Here is a 19,498-nt window from a genome sequence, read left to right on the forward strand (position 1 = left end):
CCGGCTGGCCCCTGGTTCGGGAAGGGGCGGGGTGGGGGATGGGCACCCGGGCGCCGGACCGGGTGAGACAGCCCACACCAGCCCCACCTCCACCTGCGCTGATCGCCGTGGCACACTGGCCTCGTACCAGTGACGTCAGCGCACTCCGGGGTCGGTGAAAATCCGAACCGGCGGTTACAGTCCGCGACCCGTCCGCCGCCAGCGGCCGGTTGACCAGGTGAAATTCCTGGACCGACGGTGAAAGTCCGGATGGGAGGCAGTGCGCGGCGGTAGCGACATCACCGGTGCGCCGTCATCGTGGCGGCCGCGCTCCCCGCGCGGGCCGTACGCGGCGATCCCGGCGCCCCGGCGGCGGCGTTCCCGCTCCAGTGTCGTTCCGACAGCCCCGGAGTCCGTGCCCGAAGAGGCAGGAGGACCCGGTGGCCCCCGCAGCCGGAGCAGCGGCAACCGCAGCGGCCGAAGCCCGCGCGATGCGCCGCGCCGTGGAACTCGCCGCCCGAGGCCTCGGCCACACCAGCCCCAACCCGGTCGTCGGCTGCGTCATCCTCGACGCCGAAGGACAGCAGGCCGGCGAGGGCTGGCACCAGCGGGCCGGCGGCCCCCACGCCGAGGTGCACGCCCTGCGCGCGGCGGGGGAGCGGGCCCGCGGCGGCACCGCGCTGGTCACCCTCGAACCCTGCAATCACACCGGCCGCACCGGACCCTGCGCCCAGGCGCTCATCGACGCCGGGATCGCCCGCGTCCGCTACGCGGTCGCCGACCCCACCGCCCAGGCGCGCGGCGGCGCCGCGACCCTCGCCGCGGCCGGGGTCGACGTCGCGCCCGGGCCGCTGGCCGACGAGGCGGCGGCGGTCAACGAGGCCTGGCTGACCGCGATGCGCCGCGGCCGCCCCTTCGTGCTGTGGAAGTACGCCGCCACCCTGGACGGCCGCAGCGCGGCGGCCGACGGCACCAGCCGCTGGATCACCTCCGCCCCCGCCCGCGCCGATGTGCACCGGCTGCGCGCCGAGGCGGACGCCGTGCTCGTCGGCTCCGGCACCCTGCGCGCCGACGATCCGCACCTCGCCGTACGCGACCGGGACGGCGTCACCCAGCCGCTGCGGGTCGCCGTCGACACCGACGCGACCGCGCTCAAGCCGGACGCCCGCATCCTGGACGACGCCGCGCCCACGCTCATCGCCGTGGCCGAGGACGCCGACACCGGGCGGCTGCCGCCCGGCGCGGAAACCCTGCGGCTGCCCCGCGCGGAAGCGGGGCGCGGGCTGGACATCGGCGCGCTCCTCGCCGCCCTCCACGACCGCGGCGTCCGCTCCGTCCTGCTGGAGGGCGGGCCCACCCTGGCCGGGGCGTTCCTCGCCGCGGGCGCCGTCGACAAGGTCGTCGGCTATCTCGCCCCCGTACTGCTCGGCGCGGGCCCCGCCGCCCTCGCCGACGCCGGAATCACCACGATCGCGCGGGCGTTGCGCCTCGAGACGGCCGACGTCACCCGGCTCGGTCCCGATCTGCGCGTTACCGCCGTCCCGACCGACCCAGCCGTCCCCACCGCACCCACCACCACCCTCGCCGAGGAGAACTGACGTGTTCACCGGAATTGTCGAAGAACTGGGTGAGATCGTCGCCGTCGAGAACCTGGGCGACGCGTCCCGCTTCCAGGTGCGCGGGCCCGTCGTCACCGAGGGGGCGCGGCACGGCGACTCGATCGCCGTCAACGGCGTCTGTCTCACCGTCGTCGACACCGGGGACGGCCGGTTCAGCGCCGATGTGATGGCCGAGACGCTCAACCGCTCCAGTCTCGGCGCGCTCGCCGTCGGCTCCCGCGTCAACCTGGAGCGCCCCATGGCGCTCGGCGGGCGGCTCGGCGGCCATCTCGTCCAGGGCCATGTGGACGGCACCGGCACCCTCATCGAGCGCAAGCCGTCCGAGCACTGGGAGATCGTGAAGATCTCGCTGCCGTCCGGACTCGGCCGCTATGTGGTCGAGAAGGGCTCCATCACGGTCGACGGCATCAGCCTGACCGTCGTGGACGCGGGCCCCGACTACTTCACCGTCAGCCTCATCCCGACGACGCTCGCCCTCACCACCCTCGGCGTCAAGCAGCCCGGCGACCCGGTCAACCTCGAGGTGGACGTGCTCGCCAAATACGTCGAGCGGCTGCTCGCCCACGGCGGCACGGACGCGCGGAAGCAGGCGATCGAATGATGTCCCTCGACTGGCTGGGCGCCGAGGCCGGGGAGATATTCGGCCAGCACATCCTGTGGTCGGACGCGATCGGCAACACCATCGGCCTGATCGCGCTCGCCCTCGGCAGCCGCCGCTCCCTGTGGACCTGGCCCGCCCAGCTCGCCTCCGGCGTCGTCCTGGTCGCCGCCTACGCCACCGCACACCTCAGCGGCGGCGTCGGCAAGCAGCTCCTGGTCATCGGCGTCGCCGCCTGGGGCTGGCGGCAGTGGCGGCGCGGCCGCCGCGACGAGGGCGGCGCGGTCGCCGTCCGCTTCGCCACCGGCCGGGAGCGCGCGGCGCTCCTCACCGGCCTGGCGGCCGGCACGCTCGCCGTCGGCGCCCTGTTCACCGCGGTCCCCGAACTGTCCTGGAACCCCTGGCCCGACGCCTACATCTTCGTCGGCACCCTCGCCGCGATGGTCGCCCAGGCCCGCGGCCTGATCGAGTTCTGGTTCGCGTGGATGCTGGTCGACGTGGTCGGCGTCCCGCTCGCCTTCAGCAGCGGACTGGCCTTCTCCGGCCTCGTCTACGTCATCTACTTCGCACTCGTCCTGTGGGGCGCGCGCGACTGGTGGCTGCGCTCCCGTACCGGGAACACCCGGACGTCCCCGAGCGCGCCCACACCCGCCATGGAAGGAGTGTCAGTGTCATGAGCGACGCCTACGCGACGACGCAGCCGCGACCGGAGACCGAGGACGCCTCCGCCGAATGGCCGCCCGACGAACTGGCCCTGGACTCCGTCGAGCGGGCGATCGCCGACATCGCGGCGGGCCGCCCCGTCGTGGTGGTGGACGACGAGGACCGGGAGAACGAGGGCGACCTCATCGCCGCCGCCGAGACGATCACCCCGGAGATCGTCGCCTTCATGATGAACGAGTGCCGCGGACTGATCTGCGCGCCCATGGAGGCCGACGACCTCGACCGGCTGCGGCTCCCGCAGATGGTCGAGGAGAACACCGAGTCCATGCGGACCGCCTTCACCGTGAGCGTCGACGCCACCGCCGAACACGGCGTCAGCACCGGCATCTCCGCCGCCGACCGGGCCACCACCCTGCGCCTGCTGGCCGGCCCGGACACCACCCCCGGCGACCTGGTGCGCCCCGGCCACATCTTCCCGCTGCGCGCCCGCCCCGGCGGCGTGCTCGCCCGCGACGGCCACACCGAGGCCGGGGTCGACCTCGCCCGGCTGGCCGGACTGCGCCCGGCGGCCGTGATCTGCGAGATCGCGGGGGAGGACGGGGTGATGCTGCGCCTGCCCGACCTGGTCACCTTCGCCCACAAGCACGACCTCGCGATCATCTCCATCGCCGACCTGATCGCGTACCGCAGGGCCGCCGAGCCCGCCGTGCGGCGCGAGGCCACCACCCGGCTGCCCACCGCCTTCGGCGACTTCCAGGCGTACGGCTACCGCGCGACCGCCGACGGCGTCGAGCACATCGCGCTCGTCCAGGGCGACATCGGCGACGGCGAGGACGTGCTGGTCCGGGTCCACTCCGAATGCCTGACCGGCGACATCTTCCACTCGCTGCGCTGCGACTGCGGACCCCAGCTGCACGCCTCCCTGGAGCGGGTGACGGCCGAGGGCCGTGGCGTGGTGCTGTACCTGCGCGGCCACGAGGGGCGCGGCATCGGGCTGCTGTCCAAGCTGCGCGCGTACCAGCTCCAGGAGCTGGGCCGGGACACCCTGGACGCCAACCTGGAGCTGGGCCTGCCCGCCGACGCGCGCGACTACGCGGCGGGCGCCGAGATCCTGGCCGACCTGGGCGTGCGCTCCCTGCGGCTGATGACCAACAACCCCGAGAAGACCACCGCCCTGGTCCGCCACGGGCTGCGGGTCACCGGCCGGGAGCCGATGCCGGTCCAGGCCGGCGAGCACAATCTGCGCTATCTGCGGACCAAGCGGGACCGGATGGGGCACGACCTGCCCTGGCTGGAGGGCGACCTGCGGGCGGAGAGCCCGGAGCCCGTGTCCGCCTGCGGCAACCAGTAGAACCACCCGTACACAGACAAGACCGGCAAGACCTTGAGGAGTGACGTGAGCGGTAAGGGTGCCCCCGAACTGTCCGTGGAGAACTGCGGGGACCTGCGCGTGGCCGTCATCGCCGCGCAGTGGCACGAGAAGGTGATGGACGGCCTGGTCGACGGCGCCCGGCGGGCCCTCGGCGAGCTGGGCATCGCCCGGCAGACCGTGCTGCGGGTGCCCGGCAGCTTCGAGCTGCCGGTCGTCGCGAAGGTCCTCGCGGACCGCGGCTACGACGCGGTCGTGGCGCTGGGCGTCGTGATCCGCGGCGGCACGCCCCACTTCGACTACGTGTGCCAGGGCGTCACCCAGGGCCTCACCCAGGTCAGCGTGGACACCGGCGTCCCCATCGGCTTCGGCGTGCTGACCTGCGACACCGAGGAACAGGCCCTGGACCGCGCCGGAATCGCCGGTTCCAGCGAGGACAAGGGCCATGAGGCGGTCACCGCGGCCGTCGCCACCGCCGTCACCCTCAGGTCGGTCACGTCACCCTGAGGTCGGTGCCCTGCGCGAAGTTGTGCCGTCCGGCACAAGTAGGATGGCGCACACCATGTCCAAGAAGACGTTCGAGGAGCTCTTCGCCGAGCTCCAGCAGAAGGCCGCCACGGCCGACCCCGCCACCTCCCGTACCGCCGAGCTGCTGCAGTCCGGTGTGCACGCGATCGGCAAGAAGGTCGTCGAGGAGGCCGCCGAGGTGTGGATGGCCGCCGAGTACGAGAGCGACGCGGCGGCCGCCGAGGAGATCTCCCAGCTCCTCTACCACCTCCAGGTGATGATGGTCGCCAAGGGACTCACCCTCGACGACGTCTACGCCCACCTTTAGAACCACCCCGGCTCACCACCCACCCCTCGTACGAAGGAAACATCCCTCATGCTGCGCATCGCCGTCCCCAACAAGGGTTCACTGTCCGAGCCTGCGTCGGCGATGCTCCATGAGGCGGGCTACCGGCAGCGCAAGGACCGCAGGGAACTCGTCCTGGTCGACTCCGACAACGACGTCGAGTTCTTCTTCCTGCGCCCCCGCGACATCGCCGTGTACGTCGGCTCCGGCCGCCTCGACATCGGCATCACCGGCCGTGACCTGCTGCTCGACTCCGGCTCCCAGGCCGAGGAGATCCTGCAGCTCGGCTTCGCCGGGTCCACCTTCCGCTACGCCACCCGGCCCGGCACGGCCACCGACGTGAGCGAGTTCGGCGGGATGACCGTCGCCACCTCCTTCTCCGGCCTGGTCACCAAGCACCTCGCCGACCACGGGGTGGACGCCGCCGTCGTCCACCTGGACGGCGCCGTGGAGACCGCCATCCAGCTCGGCGTCGCCGAGATCATCGCGGATGTCGTGGAGACCGGCACCACCCTGCGCAACGCCGGTCTGGACATCATCGGCGAGCCGATCCTGGAGTCCGAGGCGGTCGTGATCCGCCGCACCGGCGCCCCCGCCGACGACCCCAAGGTGCGCCAGTTCCTCCGCCGGATGCAGGGCGTCCTGGTGGCCCGGCGCTACGTGATGATGGACTACGACATCCGGGCCGACCAGGTCGAGCAGGCCGTGGCGCTCACCCCGGGCCTGGAGTCGCCCACCGTCTCCCCGCTGCACCACGAGGGCTGGGTCGCGGTCCGCTCGATGGTCCCCTCCAAGGACGCCCAGCGGATCATGGACGAGCTGTACGAGCTGGGGGCCCGGGCGATCCTCACCACGGGCATCCACGCCTGCCGCCTCTGAGCCCGGCTCTTCCCACGCCCCCCTCTCACTCCGCCTCTCCCGAGAGAGACCCATCACACGTGTCCGCCGCCGCCCAGCCGCCCGCCCTCCCGGTCACCTTCCGGCCGACCCGCACCCGGGTCATCCTGCTGACCATCGGCGCCGCCCTCGTCGTCGCCCTCACGGCGATCGGGCTGCTCCTGGAGAACCTGTCCCCGGGCGAGCAGCTCAGCTTCGTCGTCACCGGGCTGCTGTTCTTCGCGGGTCTGGCGCTGTTCAGCCGCCCCAAGGTGGTGGCCGACGAGGCCGGGGTGACCGTGGTCAACCTCATCACCACCCGTCGGCTGGAGTGGGCCGAGGTGCTGCGGGTCAATCTGCGGCCCGGCGACGCCTGGGTCTACCTGGACCTCGCCGACGGCACCAGCCTGCCCGCGATGGGCATCCAGGTGGGCATGGCCAAGGCACAGGCCATCGACGACGCCCGTGCCCTGCGCGCCCTCGCGGCACACCACGGCACCGGCGGCGGCACGTCCTGACGGTGGGGGCCTGCCCGTAACCGCCCAACCTTGTTTACTCTGTTGCCGGGGCCGAACGATGCCCCGCCCCGCCTCGACCTGCCCGCGCGCCGCGCGCGCAGCCGGCGGGCCTCCCCTGCGACCCGAGGAGTGACTCCCTCCAGAGATGGACGGATCGTCCTGTAGTACCCGCGCCGCCGCTGACCTCGAGGCGGCGGCATGAGCGTCACCCTGTCTCTCCTGCTGCTTTCCGCGGCACTCGTCCTCATCCTCGCCAACGGCTTCTTCGTGGCCGCCGAATTCGGCCTGGTCACGGTCGAGCGGCCGGACGCCGAGCGGGCCGCCGAAGAAGGCGACCGGCGCGCCCGTACCGTCGTCCAGTCGCTGCGCGAGCTGTCCTTCCAGCTCTCCGGCACCCAGCTCGGCATCACCATCACCTCCCTGGTGGTCGGCATGCTCGCCGAGCCCGCGCTCGGCCATCTGCTGACCGTGCCGCTGTCCGCGGTGGGGCTGCCGCACGGCGCCGTCTCCGGCGTCGCCGTCGTCCTCGGCATGCTGGTGGCGTCCGCCGTGCAGATGGTGATCGGCGAGCTGGTGCCCAAGAACTGGGCGGTCTCCCGGCCGCTGCAGGTCGCCCGCTTCGTCGCGGGCCCGCAGTCCGCCTTCGCCCACTTCTTCCGGCCCGTCATCGCCCTGCTCAACACGGTCGCCAACCGGCTGGTGCGGGCGCTGGGCGTCGAGCCCACCGAGGAGCTGGCGTCCGCCCGTACCCCCGGTGAGCTGGTCTCGCTGGCCCGCCACTCGGCGCGGGCCGGGGCGATCGAGCAGGACACCGCGGATCTGTTCGTCCGCACCCTCTCGCTCGGCGACCTCACCGCGCAGCACGTGATGACCCCGCGGGTGCGGGTCAGCGCGCTGCAGTCCACGGCCACCGCCGTGGACGTGCTCAACCTCACCCGGGCCACCGGACTCTCCCGGTTCCCCGTCTACCGCGACCGCCTGGACGAGGTCATCGGCATGGTCCACCTGAAGGACGCCCTCGCGGTGCCCGCGGGCGAGCGGCTGCGCACCCCCGCCGGGTCCATCGCCCAGCCCCCGCTGCTGGTCCCCGAGACGCTGCCCGTCCAGCCCCTGCTGGAGCGGCTGCGCAGCGAGCAGCCGATAGCCGTGGTCGTCGACGAATACGGCGGCACGGCCGGTGTCGTCACCCTGGAGGACATCGTCGAGGAGCTGGTCGGCGAGGTCCGCGACGAGCACGACGACGAGGCCGCCGACACGCCCGACCTGGCCCAGACCGTCGCCGAGGACGGCCGGCCCGCGTGGGACGCCGACGGCGCCTGCCGCGTCGACACCCTGCGCCGGATCGGTCTGGAGGTGCCCGACGGGCCGTACGAGACGGTGGCCGGTCTGATCGCCGATCTCCTCGCCCGGATCCCCGCCCCCGGGGACACCGCCGAGCTGCCCGGCTGGAAGCTGGCCGTCCGGCAGGTCGGCCACCACCGGGCGGAGCGGGTACGGATCGTCCGGACCGGAGCGGGTACGAGTGCCGGTGCCGGGTCCGCTGTTGCCGCCGAAGCCCAAGCCGAAGCCGAAACCGTGGCCGGAGCCGTGGGCCAAGCCGAAGCCGTAGCCGTAGCCGTAGCCGTAGCCGAGAAGGAAGCTGAGCGATGAGCCTCGTCCAACTCCTCTTCGCCGCTCTTCTGGTCCTCGCCAACGGATTCTTCGTCGGCGCCGAGTTCGCCCTGGTCTCCGTGCGCCGCAGCCAGATCGAGCCACGGGCGGCCGAGGGCTCGGCGCGGGCCCGTACGGTGCTCACCGGGCTGGAGAGCCTGCCGCAGATGATGGCCGCCGCGCAGTTCGGCATCACCATCTGCTCGCTGACCCTCGGCGCGGTCGCCGAGCCGACCGTCGCCAAGCTGCTGGAGCCGGTCTTCCACGTCGTGCACCTGCCCGCGCAGCTGGTCCATCCGCTCGGCTACGCCATCGCGCTCGCCGTCGTCGTCTGCCTGCACCTGGTGATCGGCGAGATGGTCCCGAAGAACCTGGCCATGGCGGCGCCCGAGAAGACCGCGCTGTGGCTCGCCCCCGGCCTCGTCGGCTTCGCCCGGCTGTGCCGCCCGGTCACCGCGCTGCTCGGCGCCTGCTCCCGGCTGGTGCTGCGGCTCTTCCGGGTCGAGCCCAAGGACGAGGTGGAGGCCGTCTTCACCAGCGAGCAGCTGACCCATCTGGTCGAGGACTCCCGGCAGGCCGGGCTCCTCGCCGACGGGGAGCACGAACGGCTCGCGGACGCCCTGGAGCTGGGCAGCCGCCCGGTCACCGACGTCCTCCTCGATCCGGCGGGCCTGGTCACCGTCGACCCCTCGGTCACGCCACGGCAGATCGAGGAGCTGACGGTACGGACCGGCTTCTCGCGCTTCCCGGTGCGCGGCGCCGGTGGCGCCTTCATGGGCTACGTGCACGTGAAGGACGTCCTGGACCTGGAGGCCCCCGAGGGGGCCGTCCCGCAGCGGGTCTGGCACCCGATCGAGACCCTGCGCGCCGAGCTGCCGCTGGACGACGCGCTCACCGCGATGCGGCGGGCGGCCTCGCACCTGGCGGCCGTGGCCGACGCGTCCGGCACGGTGCTGGGGCTCGTCGCGCTGGAGGACGTGCTGGAGATGCTGGTGGGCGAGGTCCGCGACCCGTCCCACCGGGAGGACGGCGGCCGCGTCCGCCGGGCGGCCGAGCCGCGCGGCGTCACACCGGTCCAGACCCCGGCCCCGGTCCCCGAGGAGCCCGCGCCAGCGATGGTTTCCCGCTAGGTCACCGGGGATTACAGCGGGGGGTCCTCCGGGTCGCGGTACATCGGACCGCGACCCGACAGGACCTCCCCGTACGCCTGCATCAGATCCGGCAGCCGCAGCGTCGCCAGGTCGTCCCGGGTCGGGATGCCCGTCCACCCCGACAGCCGCAGATCCCGGTACGCGCAGCTCTTCTCGTACAGGGTGCGCAGGAAGCGCCCGTTCCCCAGCTCGTCGATCCACCCCTGGTCGACGACGTGCCCGCTGATGCTGCGCAGCTCCTCCAGGGACTCCTCGTCCCACACGTCGCCGTTCTCCGCGGCCAGCACCTCACCGATACGGGTGAGTTCGAGCGGACGGTAGCTGGGGAAGTCGACGCGCGTCGTGAAGCGGGAGCCGAGGCCGGGGTTGGCGGCCAGGAGGCGGTCCATGCCCTCGGGATAGCCCGCGAGTATGACCACCAGCCGGTCGCGGTTGTCCTCCGCGCGCTTGAGCAGCACCTGGAGCGCCTCGTCGCCGTACGCGTCGCCCTTGCTGTAGCCGGAGTTGGACAGGCTGTAGGCCTCGTCGACGAAGAGGACCCCGCCGAGCGCCGAGTCGATCAGCTCGTTGGCCTTGACCGCGGTCTGCCCGAGGTATTCGCCGACCAGATCGGCCCGCCCGGCCTCGACCAGATGGTCGCCGCCGAGCAGCCCGAGCGCGTAGAAGACCCGGCCGAGGATGCGGGCGACGGTGGTCTTGCCGGTGCCGGAGGGGCCGGAGAAGACGAAGTGCCGCTTCGGCGGCTGGACCGGCAGGCCCTGTCCGGCGCGCAGCCGGGCCATGTGGAGCTGCGCCGACAGCGCCCGCACCTGCCGCTTGACCGGCTCCAGGCCGACCATGCGCTCCAGCTCCTGCAGCGCGCTCTCCAGCAGGGCGGGGTCGGAGGGCCCGGGCTGGGCGGGCAGGCCGCCCCGGTCGCGGGTGGTGCCGGCGCCGGTCACGGGGCCGGTCATGAGCGGCGGGCCCTCGGCCCCGTCGCCGCCGGTACGCAGATCCCGGCCGTCGGCCGGGTCGGCGGTGGCCGCCAGGGTGTCGGCGGGGTCCCCGACGGTGCCGTCGGTGGCGTCCTGGCTGCTGACCCCGGACAGCGGCACGGTCGCGAGGTCGGCGGTCTCGTCCAGGCCGTCGGACTCCGCTATGGCGGCCAGCCGCGCCGAGGTGTCCATGAACGTGGGGTCGATACGGTGCACCGCGCGGTAGAGGGGGAGGGCCGCCGCGCTGCGCCCGGTGCCCTCATGGGCGCGGGCCAGCCAGTAGCGCAGCTCCTTGCGCTGGGGCTGTTCGCTGCGGCAGCGCATCAGGGCGGCGGCCAGCAGCGGTTCCGCCTGGCCGTACATCTCCAGCCGGACCCGGGCCATGCCGCCGAAGAGCCCGGCCTCGATGCCGAGGAACGCGTCGTCCAGCAGCGGTTCGGTGTGGCGGACCAGCTGCTCCCAGTCCTTGACCAGATACGCGCGGCAGGCGTGCAGGAAGCGGGCCTGCGGATCGGCCTCCACGGGCGGGCAGCCGGCCAGCGCCCGGTCCAGCTCGGGGACGTGGCGGCCGTCGAGCCAATGCGAGGCATGCGCCAGCAGCAGGTCCCGGCTGGTCTCCAGCACGGGCTGGACCCACCAGCCCAGCCAGTACCAGGAGTTGAGGGTGCGGCGGTGGCGGGTGCGCTGTTCGCCGAAGCGATCACGGTGCCGGTACATCCGTAACAGCGCGGTCGCCGTGTCGGCGCGCAGCGCGTGCAGGCCCAGCCACGCGTCGGCCATGCCCGGATCGTGCCGCACCGCCGCCCGGAACTCCTCCTCGGCCTGTGCGTAGGCGCCCATCGTGTAGGCGTCCACGGCACGCAGCCAGGCGAGATCGGCCGGGGTCTGCGAACCCTGCGTGCCGAAATCCATCACGTCCCCCACAACCCCTGCCCCCGTGGATGCCGCCGGGGCGGCTGCCCTTTCCGCATCGTACCTGCGCAGGCCGCACCGGCCGAGGGTGCCGCACTGTTGTTCGTCGCAATCGCACAAGGCTCGGCGGGCGTGCGCGGGGGGCGTGTAAGGGGCGCACACGGCCGGGAGGGGTGAGTGACGGAGCGTGACGATACCGCGCCGTACCGCAGCCGGAAACGGTGTCGAACCGGGTGCGGACAGGACGAAGCCCCCGATCACGGGGGAACAACCGGGGGCTTCGCGTACTGGGGCGACTCGTACGAGTCGCACATTGAGAACGTAAGACCTGTATGGGCCCCAGGTCAAGCCGAGTTGGGGCGTGCCCGGCGGACCGGGCTCGGGGTCCGCATGCTCCGCCCCGGCCGCTCACGCTGAGTGACGCCCGGGGGTGAATCGGGTGGTCGCCGCGGGTCCCGTGAGCAACGTGTACCCCTTATTTCGCTGCGCTATCAGGGTTTCCGCATGGGGGCGGGAGGGGTCGGCGGCGAAATGCGCGCGCTCGGCAGGTTGCCAGCCGTCCCAGAATGTGGACAGTCCGGGGCCGTCGCGCAGCCGTCCGCGCCGCCAGGCGTCCCGGTCGGGCAGCTCCATCCACGTCAGATGGGCCAGTCGCGGCCGCACGGTGCGGCGCCCGGCGCCGACGCCTTCGAGGAGGACGACCGGGGCCGGGTCCAGCCGCCGCCGGGTGGCCGCGAAGCGGCGCTCGACCCAGTCGTACGGGGCGTACCGGGCGGCTTCGCCACGGCTCAGCGGGGTCAGGATGTGCTCCTGCAACCGCCCGGTCCACCCGAACGGCTCCTCGTGCGTGGCGAGATCGTCCGTATGGACGACGGGCGCGCCGCCCAGCGCCTCGGCCAGCCGCCCGGCGAACGTGGTCTTCCCGGAACCGGCGTGTCCGTCGACGGCGACGAGCCGGACCGGCCCGCAGGACGGCGGCAGGGCGCGCAGCCACCGGGCGAACGCGCGAAGCGTCTCGGCGGAGTGGTCGGCGGTCTCCATGAAGGGCCACTCTACGGCTACCCGGTGGTATTCACTCCATTGGTCCACACCAATATTGGTATGCGGGCAGGACGGGAAGCACTGGCCTGACACCACTCGCAGCGGCCATAGTTGTGCGACTGTCGCGCATCCGCCGCCGCTGGACGACGACTGGGGGAGCCCCGTATGACCACTTCCGGATTCACGCCCCGCCGCTCCGTGCTCGCCGCCGCCCTCGGCGTCGCGGGCGCGGCCGCCGTACAGACGGTGGCTTCGGCGGGCTCGGCCGGTGCCGTCGGTGCCGTCGGTGCGGCCGGTGCGGCCGGTTCGGCCGCGAAGAAGGCGACCGCCGAGTACCACGGCTGGACCAGCCACACCGACTGGCTGACCGGCTCCGCCAAGGGCGTCCGCGCCGAGGCCGGAGCCCGCCCCGGCATCGTGATCTCCCGCCCGGCCGGCACCGTCGACTACACCGACCCGCACACCGGCACCAAGGCCGCCTGGGAGTACGCCACCTGGACCTCCCCGGTGCGCGAACTCTCCGTCCCCGCGACGGAGGCCATCGTCTCCTGGAACGCCCGCACCCCGGCGGGCACCTGGATCCAGGCCGAGCTGAAGGGCACCTACTCCGACGGCACGGCCACCCCCTGGTACGTGATGGGCCGCTGGGCCTCCGGCGACGGCCCGGACTCCATCCGGCGCACCTCGGTGGACGACCAGAGCGACGACAAGAGCGCCGTGTGGACCGACACCCTCGCCATCGACGACCCGGCGAGCGGGCTCCGGCTGACCGCGTACCAGCTGCGCCTGACCCTCTACCGCAAGCCCGGCACCACCCGCACCCCCACCGTGTGGCGGGTCGGCGCGATGGGCTCGGACGTCCCCGACCGCTTCGAGGTGCCCGCCTCCGAGCCCGGCCTGCCGGGGGGCCGCGAACTCTCCGTACCGCGCTACTCGCAGGAGATCCACAAGGGCCAGTACCCGGAGTACGACAACGGCGGCGAGGCCTGGTGCAGCCCCACCTCCTCGCAGATGATCATCGAATTCTGGGGCCGCAAGCCCACGCCCGAGGACCTGGCCTGGGTCAACCCCGACTACGCCGACCCGCAGATCTGCCACGCGGCCCGATCCACCTTCGACTACCAGTACGACGGCTGCGGCAACTGGCCCTTCAACGCCGCCTACGCCGCCACCTACCGCGACCTGCAGGGCGTGGTCACCCGGCTCGGTTCCCTCAACGATGTGGAGAAGCTGATCGCCGCGGGCATCCCCGTGATCACCTCGCAGTCCTTCCTCAAGGAGGAGCTGGACGGGGCGGGTTACGGCACCGCCGGCCACCTCATGACCGTCATCGGCTTCACCCCCACCGGCGACGTCATCGCGAACGACCCGGCCTCACCGGACAACCCGTCCGTCCGCCGGGTCTACAAGCGCAGGCAGTGGGAGAACATCTGGCTGCGGACGAAGCGCCACAACGCCCAGGGCAAGGTGGTCTCCGGCACCGGCGGCGTGTGCTACCTGTACTTCCCGGCCAAGCCGGCACCGGCTCAGCACCGCGTTCTGCGCGAGCTGGGAGTCCTGTGACCGGCCCCGCCCCCGGCTCCGGCTGACGGCAGCGTTCCCGCCCGTCTTCGGTGAGGTGGCCGTAACGGTCGACTCTCCGATGTGAACGTGGCCAGGATCTCGTCGCGGACACGGGCGGTGACGGCAAGCGGGGTCGGGATGTCATCGACGCGGCGGCGCAGGGCGTCCCATGCCTCGGCCGGCCGGCTCCAAGCCGTCGCGGCTCCGGGCAGGCTCGTCGAGGACGGTCGCGGACACGGCGCGATCGGTGCGGAACAGCCGGGGTTCACCGTCGTGGGCGGCGACCAGGTACCGCCACGGCAAGCGCGGCACCATCCACCAGGCCTACCGCGACGGCATGGAGGACCAGCGTGGCGCGCTCGGCCTGGTCCTCGACGCCATCGTGCTTTGGACCCCCCACTACACCGACGCCGCCGTCGCCCAGCTCCAGGCCGAGGGCCACGAGATCCGGGACCCGGCCGTCGCCCGGCGTCACAGGAGGGCGCCGCCGGAGCCCTCGATGCGCTGGGCGGTGACCCAGCGCAGTCCCTCGGAGGCCGGCGTAGCGATGGCGTCGCCGATCTCCTCAGGTTCGCCGACGCGGCCGAGCGCGGTCTGTCCGGCCAGAACCTGGCGCATTCCGGCGTCGTCCCGCATCGCTCCGCCGTTGAAGTCGGTGCGGTCGGCCCCGGGGCGATGGAGTTGACCCGGATGCCGCGAGGTCCGAGTTCTGCGGCGAGGGTGCGGCTCAGAGCTTCGACGGCGGCCTTCGATGCGGAGTAGGCCGAGGTGGCGGGGCTGGTGTGGCGGGTCAGTGACGTCGAGACGTTGATGACCTGGCCGCCCTGGGCCAGCAGCGGCACGAGCGACGGGATGAGGAAGAACGTGCCCCGGACGTTGGTGCCCATCACTGTGTCGAAGTCGTCGATCGTGACAGTCTCCAGCGGCCCGAAGACTCCCACTCCCGCGTTGTTGACCAGGATGTCGAGCCGCGAAGCACCCCAGCGCTCCAGCTGCGCGCCCAGTTCGGAGGTGAAGGACGCCAAGGAGGAGATGTCGCTGATGTCGAGCCGGAGAACAGCGGCAGTCCCACCCACGGCCTGCACCTGTTCCGCCGTCTTCTCAGCCCCGGCCGCATCGCCGCGGTGGGTGACCACGACCCGCGCCCCGCGTGTGGCCAGGGCGATGGCCGCGCTGCGCCCGAGGCCGCGATTCGCACCGGTCACCGAAGCGATCTTGTCGATTGTCATGAACTTCCTCCACCGTGCGACAACCAGGGTGCGCCCAGGTGCCACAGATCAGATGCGAGTCACTCGACTCGCCTTTGATCAACGCACCACCCACGGATGATCATGTGATCGCTCGTCCTGGCCGAGGCCGGGATCGAGGACCCGGTCACCTTCGAGGAGAACCCGGGCACCTCCAGCCGACTCCACCCCCTCCAGCGCCCGAAGTTCCGCGCGCTCCTCGACTACGCGCGGCCCGGAGATACCGTGCACATCTCCGAGATGTTCCGCCTGGTGCGCGGCACCGGGCACATCCTCGACGTGCTCGACGTCCTGCACCGCGAGCAGGTGGCGCTGCGCATCCACGACGGCGCGTTCTCCGCCATGGACCTCACCGCCCGCCCCCGCGCACCGGGGAGCTGCTGTCCACCGTGACGTTCGTGGTGCAAACCCTCGCCGTCGCCGGCGAACTCCAACGCGACCTCCAGCGCGAGCTGACCTACGACGGATTGCGCGCCGCCGAGGCCGAAGGCAGCAGGGGCGGGGGCCGCCCCGCCGTGGTCGCCGGCTTCCTCCGCACCGCCGAGCTGGAGCCCGCCGAGCGCGCGGCGCTCGACGAGGGGGTGACGGTACGACGCGGCCAGGGCTGCACCCTGCGCGTCAGCGACGCCCCCGCCGCGAGTACGAGAATCGGGTCAGTGCGCTCGCACCGACCGGACCATGATCGTTCTCGGCGAAGACCTCCAGGCGCTCGGCCAGGTCGGAGGCGGGCAACTGGAGCAGGTACTGAGCACGCCTCAGGGGCGTGCCGTGCCCGGCCGTGGGTGGCCGCCCGGCGCATGTGAGCGATGTTTGGCGTGGGGCGTGCGCCCCGCTCACGACGGGCTTGCGAGCGATTTATGCCACTCTTTCGAGGTATATGGTCCTCCTTTTGTCTATCTGTAGGTTCATAGCCTCATCGCATCAGACTTGATTTCGGGAGGAACCAATGCCGTCCCCTCGTGCCGGTTTCGCGCTTCTCGCAACGGCGTTGCTCGTGGGCGCCACGACTGCGGTAGCGACGTCGAGCAGTGTCAGCGCGGCTCCGCGTGGGCCCGGACAGATCCGGGGAGTCGAACACCTCCACACGCAAGTTGACCTTCCGGCCGGCGCTTGGACCAACACCCCCTTGGAGGTCACGCTTCCGCGGGCCGGCACATACGAACTCGACGCGGACGTCCGCGGACGTCTCTCAGGCGTCCCGGCGGTCAACACGTACATCACCGCGCGGCTGTGGAACGTGACCACCGGCGCCGCGGTGCCGGAGAGCGAACGGCTCGTCAACCAGATCATCGACCACAACCAGGGCGATGCCGTCACCGGCAGCAACCAGACCGCGCCGATCAGCGAACTGATCAAGGTACAGGGGCCGACGACGATCCGGCTGCAAGCCCAGCGGAACGACGCTACCGGAGCGGCAAGCATCGCTCAGGTCTACTCCGACGGCGCCGGCCACACCTCGCTCCGTTACGAGCGGGTCTCTTCCTGAAAGGACACGCACGCGTGGTCCCCGCTCCAGGCAGTTCGGAGCGGGGACCACGCGTCCCCATGCCCGGGTTGTGACCCACCGACGTGACGGACCCCTCGGGGAGCGGGCGTGTCTGCACCGAAGTCCGTTCCATGCGAGGGTGCTCCTCAGTGGCCGTGGCGAGCATCTGGGTGGTCGGGGTGTCCGCTACCGCGTAGGAGCGCAGCGCGGGAGCGAGGCTCGGGGAGAGCGGAACGTCATCCGAACGGTGATCCCATAGCTCTGTGCCGTTCCAGTAGCCCGCGGTCCGTCCCCGAGGAACCTGGAGCTGGAGTGGCGGGTCCACGAAGCCCGCCGTAGGTGATGGGATGCGCTCGGCTCTTGGCGCCGCGCAGCGCGGTCAAGGCGTGTTCCTCGGCCCGGATGTCGTCCGTGTAGAAACCGCTGCCGGCAGCCAGTTCCGGCCGGAAGGGACCTTTCGCCAAGCCCTGGAGAACGTGGAGCTGACCCGAGGTCCCTGGGAGATGACCGGGAACAGGGTGCGCACCGTGGGTGGCTGGCTGCCTGGGCCATGGTGACCAGAGCGCCCAGGCGCAGGCCGCCGCGCTCGGGCGTTTGCCGGTGTCCGTCGACCAGGACGGTGCATGCCCCGCGGGCACCCGCGTCGCAGCCCTTCTTCGAGCCGGTCAGCCCCAGGTGCTCGCGCAGCAGGTCCAGAAGGGAGGTGCGGTTGTCGACCGTGACCGTGTGGGGGTGCCGTTGACGGTCAGGGTGAGGCGGCTGGAGGGCGCCGAAGGAGCGGCTGCCGCTTCCAGCTCGGGCAGGAGGCCGGTTCCGAGGACGCCGCCGGCGGCCACGGAGGTGCCGACGGCGGTACTGGTGGCGATGAAGGTGCGCCGGGTCGGTGCCATGCGCGACTCCGGCTCGGTGGTCGCGGAGGCGGAGAGGGGTGCGTGCGGGACGGGCTCGGTGGGCATGGGGGGAGACCTTCGCGTCGTGGACAGGGGCAACGGCACAGCGGTGGCGTCCGTGCGGGAGAGGGCATGGCCGGATGGCCTCCTGGCGGCCAGGAGGCCGACACCGACCGGAGAGGGTCGTACGAGAGTGAAGCGGGCCTTGGTGATACCGGGGCGGGGAGACGGCCGTGGTGACGTCCTGGCCGGTGGCGGCTATTGGGCGGTGTAGCCGCCGTCGACCGGGAGAGCGATGCCGGTGACGTAGCCGGCGCCGGCACTGCACAGCCACAGGACGGCTTGGGCGACCTCGTCCGCGGTGCCGAGCCGGTCGATGGCCTGGCCCGACTCGGCCTGAGTGCGGTCGAGTTCTCCGCCTTCGACCATGGCGTCAACCATCGGGGTGCTGATGGTGCCGGGGCAGACGGCGTTGATGCGGACACCGCGGGAGCCGTATTCGAGGGCGGCACTCTTGGTCAGGCCGATCACGCCATGCTTGGTGGCGTGGTAGGCGGCGCGGCCGGGGTTGCCGACGAGGCCGCCCAGGGAGGAGCAGTTGACGATTGCGCCGCTGCCCTGATCGCGCATGTGGCGCAGTTCGTGCTTCACGCTCGCCCAGATGCCGCGCAGGTTGATGGCCTGGACGCGGTCGAACTGGTCTGCGCTCTCGTCGGCGGCGTCGGTGGGCGGGGGCATGATGCCGGCGTTGTTGTAGGCCATGTCGAGCCGTCCGAAGGTCTCCACGGTGTGGTCGACGGCGGCGGCCACTTGGTCCTCGTTCGAGACGTCGCACACCAGCGCGAGGACCTGATGGCCGTCGTCTGCGAGCTGTTCGGCGGCGGCGTTCACGGCGTCCTCGTTGATATCGGCGAGCGCGACGGCGGCCCCCGAGGCGGCGAAGGCGCGAGCGGTGGCCAGGCCCATGCCCGAGCCGGCACCGGTGACGAAGGCGACCTGTCCGGTGAAGTCGTAGGTGGGGTTCATGACGGTTGCTCCCAACGAAACTGTGCGGACCAGGAGTTCAGCGCTCGGCCGTCGTCAGTGCGCCCGGGGCCTGCTGCTGTTCGCCGACGTCGGAGCCCACGACGAACTGGCCCGGCTTCACCGCGATGACCTCGGATCCGACCTCCTCCACCAAGCCGACGTACTCGTGTCCCATCGGGTGCGCTTGCTCGGTCGGCTCCGCACCGCGATACGGCCACAGGTCCGAGCCGCACACGCACGTCACCGCCGTACGAATGATCGCGTCGGTCGGCTTGAGGATCCTCGGATCCTCCGGAGTCTCGAAGCGGATGTCACCGGGGGCGTGGATCACTGCGCCGCGCATGAGAGGTTCCTTTGCGTCGCCGGGTGGAGAGTGCGGGCCCGAAGCACGGGCACAGGGCCGCCCGAGCCGGGTGCGGAGCTTCGTCCCCGCCCTCGACCGGGAGGAGAAGCGCCACGGCCTCCAGGTAACTCGCTCTGCACGCGCGGAGCGAGTCACTGACAAAGGGTGTATTGGCAGTACATCCGATGACGCCGAACGTGCCCGCCTGGTGAGCTTGGCCCAGGCCGCCGACGGCTCCGACGCCCTCACCCGGCCTCGCCGCCGACGTACCAAGGACCAGTGGAAGCCGCACCGCAGCCGCCTCGGACTGGGAAGCCTTCGCCGACGTCTCCGTGGCCATCCTGCGTACCGAAGCCGGCCGCAACCCCCGCGATGAGGACCTGCACGACCTGGTCGGCGAGCTGTGCACCCCTAGTGACGGATTCCGCACCCGATGGGGTGCGCACAATGTCCGCCATCACGGCACCGGCACCAAGCACTTCCACCACCATGCTGTCGGTGACCTCAGCCCCGCCTTCGAGGGCGGCAATCGTCTGTATCGGGTATTGCGGGCTCAGCCCGAGATTGCGTACGCGTTGTTCCGGCGGGTGCACGGACAGGGGTATGCGACAGGCGGTGTCCGCGGTGCTCGACGCTGCGATCGCGACCGGGCGGAAGCGGCTCTGGCCGACCGGATCACCTGGGACGAGAAGCGGATCGGACCAGATCACCCGGGACCGGGACCAGGCCGACTGAGACGG

The 19,498-nt window shown here is 72.0% G+C and carries 16 protein-coding genes, 5 pseudogenes and 1 riboswitch; of the genes and pseudogenes, 15 read left to right on the forward strand and 6 right to left on the reverse strand.

Annotated elements, in window-relative coordinates; genetic code table 11:
• Positions 1–136 precede the first annotated feature (136 nt).
• Positions 137–267: riboswitch (FMN riboswitch) on the forward strand.
• 203 nt (positions 268–470) lie between these two features.
• From ribD to ABZ562_RS08000, 10 genes are all read left to right on the forward strand, one after another.
• On the forward strand, positions 471–1,577 hold the full coding sequence (gene ribD, locus ABZ562_RS07955; RefSeq protein WP_361475543.1) for a bifunctional diaminohydroxyphosphoribosylaminopyrimidine deaminase/5-amino-6-(5-phosphoribosylamino)uracil reductase RibD: 1,107 nt from the start codon (positions 471–473) through the stop codon (positions 1,575–1,577).
• Position 1,578: 1 nt separating this feature from the next.
• Positions 1,579–2,199: a riboflavin synthase gene (locus tag ABZ562_RS07960; RefSeq protein WP_361475392.1), complete on the forward strand. Its 621-nt coding sequence runs from the start codon at positions 1,579–1,581 to the stop codon at positions 2,197–2,199.
• Positions 2,196–2,873 carry a nicotinamide mononucleotide transporter family protein gene (locus ABZ562_RS07965; RefSeq protein WP_361475394.1) on the forward strand — a complete coding sequence of 226 codons (678 nt, stop codon included), beginning with the start codon at positions 2,196–2,198 and terminating at the stop codon, positions 2,871–2,873. Before ABZ562_RS07960 ends, ABZ562_RS07965 begins: the two co-directional genes overlap by 4 nt.
• Positions 2,870–4,210 (forward strand): bifunctional 3,4-dihydroxy-2-butanone-4-phosphate synthase/GTP cyclohydrolase II, encoded by a 1,341-nt coding sequence (locus tag ABZ562_RS07970; RefSeq protein WP_361475396.1) that lies wholly within the window; start codon positions 2,870–2,872, stop codon positions 4,208–4,210. Before ABZ562_RS07965 ends, ABZ562_RS07970 begins: the two co-directional genes overlap by 4 nt.
• A 45-nt stretch (positions 4,211–4,255) precedes the next feature.
• Positions 4,256–4,735 carry a 6,7-dimethyl-8-ribityllumazine synthase gene (gene ribH, locus ABZ562_RS07975; RefSeq protein WP_361475398.1) on the forward strand — a complete coding sequence of 160 codons (480 nt, stop codon included), beginning with the start codon at positions 4,256–4,258 and terminating at the stop codon, positions 4,733–4,735.
• A gap of 43 nt (positions 4,736–4,778) precedes the next feature.
• Positions 4,779–5,063 (forward strand): phosphoribosyl-ATP diphosphatase, encoded by a 285-nt coding sequence (locus ABZ562_RS07980; RefSeq protein WP_009713585.1) that lies wholly within the window; start codon positions 4,779–4,781, stop codon positions 5,061–5,063.
• Between the two features lie 48 nt (positions 5,064–5,111).
• Positions 5,112–5,960 (forward strand): ATP phosphoribosyltransferase, encoded by an 849-nt coding sequence (gene hisG, locus ABZ562_RS07985; protein ID WP_361475401.1) that lies wholly within the window; start codon positions 5,112–5,114, stop codon positions 5,958–5,960.
• Between the two features lie 59 nt (positions 5,961–6,019).
• Positions 6,020–6,475, forward strand: coding sequence for a PH domain-containing protein (locus ABZ562_RS07990; protein ID WP_361475403.1), 456 nt, complete (start codon positions 6,020–6,022; stop codon positions 6,473–6,475).
• A 198-nt stretch (positions 6,476–6,673) separates the two neighbouring features.
• Entirely contained in the window at positions 6,674–8,125 is a 1,452-nt protein-coding gene (locus tag ABZ562_RS07995) for a hemolysin family protein (RefSeq protein ID WP_361475405.1), read from the forward strand.
• Complete coding sequence (locus ABZ562_RS08000; protein WP_361475407.1) at positions 8,122–9,255, forward strand: hemolysin family protein; 1,134 nt, start codon at positions 8,122–8,124, stop codon at positions 9,253–9,255. Before ABZ562_RS07995 ends, ABZ562_RS08000 begins: the two co-directional genes overlap by 4 nt.
• Positions 9,256–9,266: 11 nt before the next feature.
• On the opposite strand, the gene ABZ562_RS08005 is transcribed toward ABZ562_RS08000, so the two are convergent.
• Both ABZ562_RS08005 and ABZ562_RS08010 read right to left on the reverse strand, forming a co-directional pair.
• Positions 9,267–11,162, reverse strand: coding sequence for an AAA family ATPase (locus ABZ562_RS08005; RefSeq protein WP_361475409.1), 1,896 nt, complete (start codon positions 11,160–11,162; stop codon positions 9,267–9,269).
• Positions 11,163–11,570: 408 nt separating this feature from the next.
• Positions 11,571–12,203, reverse strand: a complete 633-nt coding sequence (locus tag ABZ562_RS08010) for a hypothetical protein (RefSeq protein WP_361475411.1) — start codon at positions 12,201–12,203, stop codon at positions 11,571–11,573.
• A gap of 165 nt (positions 12,204–12,368) precedes the next feature.
• Here ABZ562_RS08010 and ABZ562_RS08015 point away from each other — a divergent pair, with 165 nt between their 5' ends.
• Both ABZ562_RS08015 and ABZ562_RS08020 read left to right on the forward strand, forming a co-directional pair.
• Positions 12,369–13,766 (forward strand): peptidase C39 family protein, encoded by a 1,398-nt coding sequence (locus ABZ562_RS08015; RefSeq protein ID WP_361475413.1) that lies wholly within the window; start codon positions 12,369–12,371, stop codon positions 13,764–13,766.
• Positions 13,767–14,061: 295 nt separating this feature from the next.
• Positions 14,062–14,235, forward strand: a pseudogene (locus ABZ562_RS08020) (Tn3 family transposase); the annotation flags it as partial.
• A gap of 2 nt (positions 14,236–14,237) precedes the next feature.
• Here ABZ562_RS08020 and ABZ562_RS08025 read toward each other — a convergent pair.
• Positions 14,238–14,995, reverse strand: a pseudogene (locus ABZ562_RS08025) (SDR family oxidoreductase).
• Between the two features lie 132 nt (positions 14,996–15,127).
• Between ABZ562_RS08025 and ABZ562_RS08030 the strand changes: the two are divergent.
• Positions 15,128–15,406, forward strand: coding sequence for a recombinase family protein (locus tag ABZ562_RS08030; RefSeq protein WP_361475545.1), 279 nt, complete (start codon positions 15,128–15,130; stop codon positions 15,404–15,406).
• A gap of 733 nt (positions 15,407–16,139) precedes the next feature.
• Positions 16,140–16,499 carry a hypothetical protein gene (locus ABZ562_RS08035; RefSeq protein WP_361475415.1) on the forward strand — a complete coding sequence of 120 codons (360 nt, stop codon included), beginning with the start codon at positions 16,140–16,142 and terminating at the stop codon, positions 16,497–16,499.
• A 603-nt stretch (positions 16,500–17,102) separates the two neighbouring features.
• Here ABZ562_RS08035 and ABZ562_RS08040 read toward each other — a convergent pair.
• The 3 genes and pseudogenes from ABZ562_RS08040 to ABZ562_RS08050 all read right to left on the reverse strand — a co-directional run.
• Positions 17,103–17,389: pseudogene (locus ABZ562_RS08040) on the reverse strand (2Fe-2S iron-sulfur cluster-binding protein); the annotation flags it as partial.
• 258 nt (positions 17,390–17,647) lie between these two features.
• Positions 17,648–18,415, reverse strand: a complete 768-nt coding sequence (locus ABZ562_RS08045) for a glucose 1-dehydrogenase (RefSeq protein WP_361475417.1) — start codon at positions 18,413–18,415, stop codon at positions 17,648–17,650.
• A 91-nt stretch (positions 18,416–18,506) separates the two neighbouring features.
• Positions 18,507–18,758, reverse strand: a pseudogene (locus ABZ562_RS08050) (alcohol dehydrogenase catalytic domain-containing protein); the annotation flags it as partial.
• 184 nt (positions 18,759–18,942) lie between these two features.
• On the opposite strand from ABZ562_RS08050, the pseudogene ABZ562_RS08055 reads away from it, so the two are divergent.
• Positions 18,943–19,282, forward strand: a pseudogene (locus tag ABZ562_RS08055) (transcriptional regulator); the annotation flags it as partial.
• Positions 19,283–19,498 lie beyond the last annotated feature (216 nt).

The sequence above is a fragment of the Streptomyces sp. NPDC019937 genome, from assembly GCF_040631655.1.
Lineage (GTDB): Bacteria > Actinomycetota > Actinomycetes > Streptomycetales > Streptomycetaceae > Streptomyces.